Below are 10642 nucleotides of genomic sequence, written 5' to 3' on the forward strand. Positions count from 1 at the left end.
CGTCAGCTCCCATCGGCGCTCTTCCCCGGTTCGGCGCCTCCGCGCTGGAGGTCGGCGTCGGTGAGCGACTCCAGTTCGCCGTGCGTGTCCAGCCAGTACAGGAGGACGACGGCCGGGGCGACGATCACCAGGGCGACCAGCGTCACGAACGCCAGCCACGTCAGCGTGGAGGGGGCGCCCGCGGCCTCGGCAACGGTCAGCGAGGTGGGGATGAGGTAGGGCCGCTGGGCCATGCCCCAGGCCAGGACGGCCGCCGCGACGACCCCCACCGCGGTGACGCGCACCCAGGTCCCCGGCGGCCGCAGCAGCAGCCATGCCGTGGCGAACGTCGCCGCCGCGGCCAGGAGGACGAAGACCAGCCCCATGCCGTGGGTGAGGCCGTGCCACACGTGGGGGGCGTCCGTGCGCGTGACGAACAGCGCGACCACGGCCAGTACGGCGACCACGGCGAGCGCGCCCAGCGCCCGCCCCCGGAAGTGGTCGACCAGATCGGGTGCGTCGAAGCGGCGGGCGTCACCGGAGAGGAACACGGCGCCGAGGAAGGCCGTGGTCGCGATGGCCAGCAGTCCGAAGACGAGGGAGGTGGGGTTGGACCAGGCCCTGGCCGAGGCCTCCGTGCCGAGCGCGACCCGGCCGGAGGCGATCCCGCCGACGGCCGCGCCGAGGAAGAAGGGGGTCACCAGCGAGGACACCGCGAACAGGGTCCCGAACAGGCGCCGTCCGGCGATCCGCCGGGAGGCCTTGCGGAAGGCGAAGCCCGCGCCGCGCAGGACCATGCCGACGGCGGCCAGGGCGAGCGGCACCCACATCGCGGAGAACACCGTCTGGAAGAAGACCGGGAACCCCGTCCACATGATGACGAAGATGAAGATCAGCCAGACGTTGTTGACCTCCCACACCGGGGCCATGGCGTGGTCGATGAGCCACCGGGGGCGCTTGCCCCGCTCCGCCCCGCCCGAGGTCAGGTCCCAGAAGCCGGCCCCGTAGTCGGTGCCGCCGGCGCAGGTGTAGGCGGTCACGGCGAGCAGCAGCACGAAGGCGATGACGTCGGCGGTCACGGGCGGCCGTCCCCGGACGCGGACGACGATGACGACGACGAGGACGGGACGGCCGAGCGCGGTCCGTACGGGGTGTCCGCCTCCGGTGCCTCGCCCGGACTCCCCGCCCCCTGCTGCGCGTCGGCGAGCCGCCATCTGGTGCGCATCTTGAGCAGGACGGCGAGGAACGCGCCGAAGACGAACACGTACACCACGATCACCAGCCCGAACATGATCCACAAGGTTGTCGAGCGCGTCGCGGTGACCGCCTCGGCGACCCGCATGTTCTGGTAGACGATCCACGGCTGGCGCCCCACCTCGGTGGTGACCCAGCCGCATTCCACGGCCACGACGGACGCGACGCCCGCGCAGGCCGCACTGCGCCAGAACCACTTGGACGCCGGCAGTCTGCGGTGGCGCAGCCAGACCACGGCGTACCAGAGGGCGAGCAGCACCAGCACGGAACCGATCACGACCATGAGGTCGAAGGCCCAGTGGGCGATGGTCGCCTGGGTGGCGTTGGGCCGGTCGCTCTCCGGGACGGCGGTCAGCCCCATCACCTTGGTGTCCGGGCTGAAGCCGGCCAGGATGGAGTCGAGCTGGGGGATCTTGATGCCGCCCGAGACCGTCCCGTCCGGATGCAGACGGCCGAACAGGTACTCGGGCATGTGGGTGTCGGTCTCCCAGACGATCTCCATGGCGGCGAACTTCACCGGCTGCTTCTGGAACACCTGCCGGGCGATGGAGTCGCCCAGGAAGAACTGGATCGGGGTGGCGATGGCGGCGACGGTGAAGGGCACGGTGAAGCCGAGCCGGTGGTAGTGGTCCCGGCGGCCGCGCAGCCAGCCCACGGCGTAGACCCCGGCCACCACGTAGCCGGCGGTGAGCATCATCGCCACGACGAAGTGCCAGTACTGCGGCCCGAACATCGGGGTGAAGATGGCCTTCCAGATGTTCACGTCGACCGGGTTGCCGGCGGAGTCCAGGGTGAAGCCGCGCGGGGTGTTCATCCACGAGTTGGCGGCCAGGATGCCGAACGCCCCCATCAGCGCGGCGGCCGGCAGCGGAAGCCCGAGCAGGAAGTGCGTACGGGGTTTCAGCCGGCGCCAGCCGTACAGGTAGACGGCGATGAGCACCGCTTCGAGGAAGAACGCCCATGCCTCGACGCCGAAGCCGATGCCGAACACGTCGCCCCACTTGCCCATGAGCCCCGGCCAGAGCAGGCCGAACTCGAAGGACAGGACGGTGCCGGTGACGACTCCGACGGCGAACTGCACCGCCATCACGGCCGACCAGCGCCGCGCCAGCAGCAGCGCGGTGGGGTCGTTGCGGCGGATCCCCCGGTAGTGCATCAGCAGGGTGATGAACGGCAGGGCCACCCCCATCGGCACCAGGATGATGTGCGAGGCCAGGGTGAAGGCCATGAGCTGCCGGGCAGGCAGCAGCTGCGCCGGGGCGTCCGCCGCCAGCAGGAGAACCGTGGTGTGCATGCGTGCCTTCGCTGAGACGGCCTGGGCGGGGGGAGGGATCAGCCGCCGGTGGCGAACCCGGGGAAGAGGGTCATCCCGCCGTCGACGTAGAGGGTGGTCCCCACCACGTAGTCCATGAGGTCGGAGGCGAGCGCGACGACCGCGTGGGCGATGTCGTCCGGATCGCCGATCCGGTCGTACGGGATCAGCTTCAGCAGGTCCTCGCGGGCCTGCTCGGTCTCCCAGGCGCCGCGGTTGATCGGCGTCTTGATGGCCCCCGGGGCGACCGCGTTCACCCGGATCTTCTTCGGGGCGAGCTCCTGGGCCAGGGTCTCCATCATCATCTGCACGCCGCCCTTGGAGGAGGCGTAGTTGACGTGGCCCGCCCAGGGGATCACCTGGTGCACCGAGCTCATACAGATGATCTTCCCCGCCGCGCGGGAGACCTCGGGGACGACGCCGCGCCGCACGAACTCCTTCGTCGCCTCCCGGGCGCACAGGAACTGCCCCGTCAGGTTGACGTCCAGGACCTTCTGCCACTGGGCGAGGGTCATCTCGGTGAACGCGGCGTCCCGTTGCAGGCCGGCGTTGGCGACCATGATGTCGATCGTCCCGAACTCCCGGACCATCCGGTCCACCATGGCGACGACCTGGTCCTCCTGGGACACGTCCGCCTCGTACGCCGCCGCGCGCACCCCGAACGAGGCGATCTCCCGGACGACCGCCTCGGCGGACTCCTGGTCCGCCACGTAGTTGACGACCACGTCGGCGCCGGCCCGGCCGAGCCCGATGGCGGTCGCCTTCCCGATGCCGGAGTTGGCGCCGGTGACCAGCGCCTTCTGGCCCTTCAGCAGGTGAGCCGGAATCAGACCCTGCGGTGCGCCCACGGTGGAATCCACGTTGTGCTGCCTCCTCGATGAGCGGGCCCGGCACGCCCCGGCCGCAGTGGGCCGGACCGACCGCCCACGTAATCACCGGCCGTGGCGGGCGGCCCGCCGGGCGGGCCCCGGTTGCGCCGTTCGGCCGAGGATCTTCCTCCGGTCGGCGCAGGTCCGCGCCGGCTCCGGGAGGGGTCAGTTCAGCCGGGCCAGGAGGTGGTCGCCCACCCGCAGGGCGTTGGCGATGGCGGTCAGGGACGGGTTGACCGCGCCGATGCTCGGGAAGAAGCTCGTGTCGACCACGTAGAGGTTGTCGAGGTCGTGGGCCTTGCAGGTGACGTCCAGCGCGGAGGAGGCAGGGTCCGTGCCGAAGCGGACGGTGCCCGCCTGGTGCGCGGTCGCCCCGATCGGCATGCCCTTGTGCAGGTAGATGCTGTGCGGCAGCAGGTGGTGCTCGTGCATGCCCAGGTGGCCGAGCATGCTCTGGAGCTTGTGCCGGAGCCGGCTGAGGCCCTCGATGTTGTTCTTCTCGTCGAGCGCGAGGTGGATGGCGCCGTCGCCGTCCAGGGTGACCCGGTTGTCGGGCATCGGAAGGTCCTCGCCGCACAGCCAGAAGTCCACCGCGTGGTGCGCCAGCACCTCGAAGGGCATGTCCGGCATGACCGCTCCGGCCCAGCGCGGGGCCTCCCCGTGAATCTGCTCGGCATCCGACTTGCCCAGCATCTGGATGCCGCCCAGCGGGAAGTCCCAGTCGTCCGCGCCCAGATACCAGTCGTGCAGCGCGAGGGTCTTCTGGAACTGCGTGGGGTTGGGCTCCTTCGACACCGCCATCAGGGCCAGGTTGTTGTGCCGCATGTAGTGCCGGCCCACCACGTCGGAGCTGTTGGCCAGTCCCCGGGGATGGGCGTCGTTGGCCGAGGCCAGCAGCAGGGCGGCGGAGTTGACCGCACCGCAGGAGACGACCACGACGTCCGCGGAGAAACGGGTCTCGGAGCCGTCGGCGAGCCTGACGACGACGGCGGTGACGGTACGGCCGGTCGCGTCGGTCTCCAGCCGGACCACGTGGGCGTCGGTGACCAGCTCCACGCCCGGGTGTTCGAGGGCGGGCTCCACGCAGATCACCTGGGCGTCGGACTTGCCGCGCACCAGGCAGGGGAAGCCGTCCACCCGGTTGCACCGGATGCACACGCTGGAGGGAACGGCCCTGCCGTCGGCGTCCTGGACGAGGTCGACCCCGATGGGCAGGTGGAAGGGGTGCAGCCCCTTCTTCTCCAGGTCGTCGCTCAACTGCTGGATCCGCGGCTCGTGTTCGACGGGCGGGTGGGCGTACTGGGCGCTCGCAGGCCCTTCGCCGGGGTCCTCCCCGTGGCGTCCGTGCACGCGGTAGAGGTGCTCGGCCTGCGTGTAGTACGGCTCCAGGTCCTCGTACCGCAGCGGCCAGGCGGGGGAGATGCCGCCGTGGTGCCGGATCTCGCCGAAGTCCTCGGGCCGCAGCCGGAAGAGGGCGGCTCCGTAGAACTTGGTGTTCCCGCCGACGTAGTAGTTGACCTCGGGCGGGAACTCGTTGCCGTGCTTGTCGAACCAGAACTCCGGCGCCCGGTACTTGCCCCTGACGAACACGGCGGTGGACTCCCAGTTGTCCCGCTCCCGCGGCAGGAAGCCGCCGCGTTCGAGGAGGAGCACGCGCTTGCCGGAGGGCGCCAGCCGGTGGGCGAGGGTACCGCCCCCGGCGCCGGTGCCGATGATGATGACGTCGTAGTGGGGAGAGTCGCCCACGTCGACCACCGTCCTTGGGCTCGTGGCCCCGCCCGGAGGGCCGGGACCTGTCACTCCGCGGAGCGGAGGCCAAGCATTCCCACCCATTCGAAGCTAGCCGCCCTTCGTCCGGACGGCGACCCGGCCCGAGGGGCCCGGGCGCGGACCGCCGTCACAGCACGGCGATCGGGTTCACCGGAGAGCCGGTCGCGCCCGGCAGCCGCAGCGGGGCGACCATGCACAGGAAGCTCCAGCGGCCGGCCCGCTCGCAGAGGCCCGCCAGCTCCTCGAACTGCAGGTAGTCCATGAGGTGCACGCCCATCGCGTGCACCGCCAGGACGTGCACGGGGAAGGCGACGTCCGCCACCGCGCTGGGGGCGGTGTCGTTGTTTCCGTCGCCGCCCAGGACGGCGACCTCCCGTTCGGCCAGGAACGGCAGGGCCCGCGGGTGCAGGCCCGCCCTGGCCCGGGCCGCCTCCCACGCCCCGAGCTCCCCGCGGCGGCGCCGGTGCCCCACCCGGACCAGCAGCAGGTCCCCGGGGCCGACGCGGACACCCTGGGCGGACTCCGCGGCCGTCAGGTCGTCCGCCGTCACGTGGTCCCCCGGCTCCAGCCAGGGGACGCCCCGCAGCCGCGGTATGTCCAGCAGCACGCCCCGTCCGACGATGCCCTCCCGGACCAGGTCCACGGAGAGCGAGCGGACCTCCGGGGCCGTCGCGTCCCCGGCCGGGACCCCGTCGTAGAGCTCGCCGTCGTACAGCACGTGGTTCAGCGCGTCGAGGTGGCTGTCCGCGTCCCCGTGGACGTTCATGGCGAACCGGTCGAGGGCGAAGTGCAGCCCGTCGGCCCCCGCCTCCCCGGGTGCGGGCCCGGTCATCCTGTGCTTCGCCGGCTCCGGGTTGTCCGGCCCCGGCCGGGTCTCGATCGGCGCGGCCAGGGACACCGTGCGCCCGAGCCGGACCTCGGCCGCGGCCGCCGCGACACGGGCGGGCGTCAGGTGGCGCAGTGCCCCGCGCCGGCCGCCGTCCGGGCCGGACCGGGCCCCGCGGCGCAGCCGCTCGTACAGCGTCCGGAAGTCCTCCGCGCTCATGGGCCGCGGGACGGGGGGTCCGGGGTTCGGGGTCATCGGATCGCCGCCTCAGCCGGAGGTTCCCCAGGGGCGCAGCCCCCAGCGCAGCGCATGGCCGGCCCCCGGTTCCAGAACGGTGAGACCGCTGCCGGTGCGGAAGGCGTCCGCCGGGCAGGACATGGCCTCCACGGCCACACCGCGCCGGCGCCGCCCGGGCTCGGCCAGTGTGTCGCCGGTGTAGACCTGCACGTACCGGGTGCCCTCGCCGAGCCACAGGTCGGTGCCGCGGTGCCCCGACGGGTGCGCCAGCCGGACCACGGCCCGCCCGTCGGCGTCGCGTTCGAGCCCGGTGAAGGCGGTGTCCAGGGCCCCCGCTCCGATGGGTCGGGCGGAGCGGAAGTCGTACTCGGTGCCCTCGACGGGCTCCTCGCCCGTCGGCAGGCCCTCGTCGTCGGTGGTCAGCCGGTGGCGGGCGGGCACGGTCAGCAGCGCCGTGTCGACGAGATCGGTGCCGACCGTCAGGTACGGGTGCTGCCCCACGCCGTACGGGGCCCTCGCGCCGCCCGAGTTGACGGCGCCGACCAGGACCGCCAGGCCGTCGTCGTCGAGCCGGTACTCGGCGAACACCTCCAGCAGGAAGGGGTACCCGGGCTGCGGGTGGAGGGTGGTCCCGACCCGCACCGCGTCGCCGGAGTGGGCGAGCAGCCGCCACGGGGTCCAGCGCAGCAGCCCGTGGATCGCGTTGTGCCGTTCCGGCTCGCTCAGCGGGAGTTGCAGGTCCGCGCCGTCGAAGCGGTAGCGGCCGCCGCCGACCCGGTTGGGCCAGGGCACGAGGATCTGCCCGCGGCCCGAGGTGACGGGCTCGTCGGCGGCGAAGCCGTCCAGCAGGGGGACGCCGTCCGCCTCGTAGTGGCGCAGGGCGCCGCCGAGTTCGACCACGACGGCGCTCTGCCCGCCGTGGCGCAGCTCCCACTGCTCACCCGTCGGGCCTGCGGACCGGGGCGTCTGCGCGGACATGGAAGCCTCCTCGGGCGGTGGGGAAGGGGCGGCGAGGCCCAGCAGGGACAGCGCGGCAGCCGCCACGGCCTGCGGCGGCTGGTCGACCTCCACGACCACGGGATGTTCGTCGGGTCCCGGTTCCTGGAGGTCGGCGAACTGGCTGTCCAGCAGGGCCGGCGGGAAGAAGTGGCCGTGCCGGGCGCCGAGGCGCGCCCGCACGAGCTCCGGCGTTCCGTGCAGGTACAGCAGGCGCGCCCCGGGCCGCCCGCGCAGCAGCCGGTCCCGGTAGGAGCGCTTGAGCGCCGAGCAGGTGACGACCGCCGGGCGGTGCGCGCCGGCCTCCTGGTCCATCCAGGCGCCGATGGCCGCGAGCCACGGGGCCCGGTCGGCGTCGTCGAGGGGGTGTCCGGCGGCCATCTTGGCCCGGTTGGCCGGGGAGTGGAACTCGTCCGCGTCCCGGTGGGGCCAGCCGAGCCGGTCCGCGAGCAGCCCGGCCACCGTCGTCTTGCCCGAACCGGACACGCCGACGACGAGCACCAGGGGCGTCGGCCCCGCGGCTTCCGCCGGCACCGTGGCTCAGCCCTCCGTCAGACCGGGTGCCGTGCACAGCGCCCAGACGATCAGGCCGTCGATCACCAGGAGCACCAGGGCCCAGAACGGCGTGTACGGGAGCCACATGAAGCTCGCGACCATGCTGAGGCCCGCCAGTGCCAGGCCCACGACCCGGGCCCACACGGCGCCCCGGATCACGGCGAGCCCGGCGCAGAGGACCACGACGCCCAGGATGAGGTGGATCCAGCCCCAGCTCGTGAGGTCGAACTCGTACGCGTAGTGCGGGGTGGGGATGAAGACGTCGTCCCTGGCGATCGCGGAGATGCCCGAGAAGAGCATCATCAGTCCGCCGAAGACCATCAGGAACCCGGCGAAGTACAGCCAGCCGTTGCGGGCGCTGAAGCCGCCCTTGTGCGCGGCCGACGGAGCGCCCTCGGGTCGGGCTCCGCCCACGTGACTCGTCATGACACGCTCCTTCCTCACTTCGCGCCGGCCGCGGGGGCCGCGACCGACCTGCCCACCGGGGGTACCTCGGGCCCGGGCGGCAGCAGTTCGGTGACCACGAAGGCCACCACGGACGCGAGGATGATCACGGGGATCATCGCGCCGCTGCCGAGCAGCAGGACGACGAGCACCACGCTGCTCACGGGAAGCCTCAGCGCGCAGGTGGCCGCGGCCGCCATGCCGGCCGCGAGGCCCGGAACGACGCCCAGTCCCGGCAGCGGCGCGAACAGCACACCCGCGGCCGCGCCCAGGAACAGCGCGGGGAAGATCGGCCCGCCGCGCAGGCTGCCCAGACAGAGCGCGTACGCCGCGCCCTTGCACAGCAGGACCGCGATCAGCGCCCCGATGCCCCAGGCCTGCGGATCGGAGGCCAGGCTGTTCATCACGGCCTGGCCGGACGAGGCCACGTCGACGGGGGAGTCTCCGGTGACGAGCGCGTACAGTGCGCCGAAGGCGCCGGCCGCCACGGCGCAGACGGCCGTGTGGGCCACGGGCCGTTTGGCCACGTACACGGAGGCGTAGCGGCCGCCGGCCAGGACGAAGTGCATGAAGGCGCCCATGAACACCGCCAGGAGCAGCGACCACAGCACGTCGGGGGCGTCGAGGCGGGGGAAGGGCGCGGCCAGGTCCAGCTTGAGGCTGCCCGTCGCCAGACCCGTCCAGCGGCCGAAGCCGGTGAACACGAGCTCGCCGACCCCGCTGGACAGCAGGGCCGGCAGCATGATCGCGAACAGCTGGGGTCCGCCCACTCCGGCCACTTCCATCAGCAGCACGGCGCCGATCAGCGGATTGCCGAAGATCGCGGAGATGGCCGCGGCCGCCCCGGCCGCCCCCAGGATCGCCGTGCTCTGCGGGGTCGCGGGCGCCTGGGCCAGGTCCCGGAACAGCAGGGCGAGCCCCCCGCCGAGGGCGATCAGCGGGGCTTCCGGGCCGAGGGTCGCACCCAGCGGCAGGCTGAGCACCGCCGCCAGGATGACGCCCGGCAGCGCGGCCGACGTGGCCCCTCCGGCGTGCAGCCCGGAGGCGGGGATGTGCCCGCCGGCACCGGGCAGGCGGGTCACCACCAGCCCGACCAGGACACCGGCCACCAGCAGCAGAGGCAGCGGCCACCACCAGGGCGGGCCGCTCCAGCCGAGTGCTTCCGGGAGGTCGCTCCACACCAGGTGCTCCAGCTCGTGGAGCGCCACCAGGAACCAGAACGCCGCCAGGGAGACGGGGATGCCGATGAGTGCGCACAGGAGGAGGAGTTTCAGGTAGCCCGGCGTGCGCAGCATGTCCCGCAGCCGGTCGCCCTCCGGGGGCGGTTCGGCGGGTGCCGGTGCCGGGGTGCGCGGTGCCGTCATGGGGTCATCCCCTTCCGTCCCCCGGGACCGGTCGGCCTCTCAGTCGGCGAGGAGCCTGGCCTTCTGCTGGGCGAACTCCTCCTCGGTGAGCAGTCCTTGGGCCTTCAGCTCGCCCAGCTTCTGCAGCTGGTCGAGCTTGCTGCTCATGTCGTCGCCCGGGGGCGGGGGCGGTGCGGCCTGCACGGGCTGCGCAGGGGGCGGGGGCGGTGCGGCCTGCTGCTGGTCGTACTCCTGCTGGGACCAGCGGCCCGCCTGCCGCCGCGACACGCGGTTGGAGACCGCGGTGGCCGTTCCGGCCACGACGGCGGTGCGGGCGATACCGCGAAGAAGTCCGGGCATGGGGGGTCATCTCCCAGGTTGCCGAGGGGCGGACGGCCGCGGCACGCGTCCGGTCCGTGGGTCGTCGTGCACCGCGGGTCGGGAGTCCGGGCCGCTGCCCGCCGCCCGCGGCTCGGGCTCACGCCTCCATCACGTCCAGCGAGGCCAGCAGCGCCTGGACGGGAATGCGGCCGCCGGCCACCAGCTGCGCGCCGCCGCGCCGCAGGGCCCGGGCGAACGGCGCCGCCCAGACGTTCTCGTACACCAGGATCCCGGCGGAGCTGCCCGCCTCCAGGGCGGCACCCGCCTCGTCGATGTCGTCCTGGCCGAGCAGGCCCGAGGCCGCGCCCTCGAAGACGGACAGGTCCATCTCGCCGCCGCCGGCGTCCTTCAGTTCCAGAGCGACGACCGAACCATCGGCATCCTTGCGGACGAAGACCAGGTCGAGGATGCGGATGATGCCGCGATCCACGAGGTCGACGAGCAGGGGGAATCCCTCACCGGTCATCTTGTTGCCGGGGAACTCGACGATCAGGTAGTCGACAGGCCCCATCGTTTCGATGTCGTCGCTCATCACCGCTCCTCACAGGCTGTCCGGTGGAGGTGGCCGCGCCGTGGGCCGCCGCCTGGCTCCGGCGACGCATTCCCCGGCACACGGCGGAGGGGCAGCCTTCCAGCTCATTGGAGCACCCCCACGACGCCTTCGCACCTTCGGCCC

The 10642-nt window shown here is 72.9% G+C and carries 10 protein-coding genes; all 10 read right to left on the reverse strand.

Features of this window, described 5'->3' with window-relative positions:
- Positions 1-2: 2 nt before the first annotated feature.
- Complete coding sequence (locus tag E6U81_RS08165) at positions 3-1058, reverse strand: cytochrome d ubiquinol oxidase subunit II (protein ID WP_136229420.1); 1056 nt, start codon at positions 1056-1058, stop codon at positions 3-5.
- A complete protein-coding gene (locus tag E6U81_RS08170; RefSeq protein WP_136229421.1) occupies positions 1055-2527 on the reverse strand; it encodes a cytochrome ubiquinol oxidase subunit I in 1473 nt (490 codons plus the stop codon). The genes E6U81_RS08165 and E6U81_RS08170 overlap by 4 nt, the downstream gene beginning before the upstream one ends.
- Before the next feature lie 38 nt (positions 2528-2565).
- A complete protein-coding gene (locus tag E6U81_RS08175) occupies positions 2566-3360 on the reverse strand; it encodes an SDR family oxidoreductase (RefSeq protein ID WP_136229604.1) in 795 nt (264 codons plus the stop codon).
- Between the two features lie 219 nt (positions 3361-3579).
- A complete protein-coding gene (locus tag E6U81_RS08180) occupies positions 3580-5160 on the reverse strand; it encodes a GMC family oxidoreductase (protein WP_136229422.1) in 1581 nt (526 codons plus the stop codon).
- A gap of 151 nt (positions 5161-5311) precedes the next feature.
- Positions 5312-6229 (reverse strand): cyclase family protein, encoded by a 918-nt coding sequence (locus E6U81_RS08185; protein WP_136229605.1) that lies wholly within the window; start codon positions 6227-6229, stop codon positions 5312-5314.
- A 48-nt stretch (positions 6230-6277) separates the two neighbouring features.
- Positions 6278-7777, reverse strand: coding sequence for a gluconokinase, GntK/IdnK-type (locus tag E6U81_RS40440; RefSeq protein WP_136229423.1), 1500 nt, complete (start codon positions 7775-7777; stop codon positions 6278-6280).
- Between the two features lie 6 nt (positions 7778-7783).
- Positions 7784-8119, reverse strand: a complete 336-nt coding sequence (locus tag E6U81_RS08195) for a hypothetical protein (RefSeq protein WP_136229606.1) — start codon at positions 8117-8119, stop codon at positions 7784-7786.
- 119 nt (positions 8120-8238) lie between these two features.
- Positions 8239-9606: a chloride channel protein gene (locus tag E6U81_RS08200; protein ID WP_136229424.1), complete on the reverse strand. Its 1368-nt coding sequence runs from the start codon at positions 9604-9606 to the stop codon at positions 8239-8241.
- Between the two features lie 39 nt (positions 9607-9645).
- On the reverse strand, positions 9646-9945 hold the full coding sequence (locus E6U81_RS08205; protein ID WP_136229425.1) for an SHOCT domain-containing protein: 300 nt from the start codon (positions 9943-9945) through the stop codon (positions 9646-9648).
- A gap of 118 nt (positions 9946-10063) precedes the next feature.
- On the reverse strand, positions 10064-10498 hold the full coding sequence (locus E6U81_RS08210) for a DUF6325 family protein (RefSeq protein ID WP_206309878.1): 435 nt from the start codon (positions 10496-10498) through the stop codon (positions 10064-10066).
- Positions 10499-10642: the final 144 nt, after the last annotated feature.

The sequence above is a fragment of the Streptomyces sp. A0592 genome (assembly GCF_004795115.1).
Lineage (GTDB): Bacteria > Actinomycetota > Actinomycetes > Streptomycetales > Streptomycetaceae > Streptomyces > Streptomyces erythrochromogenes.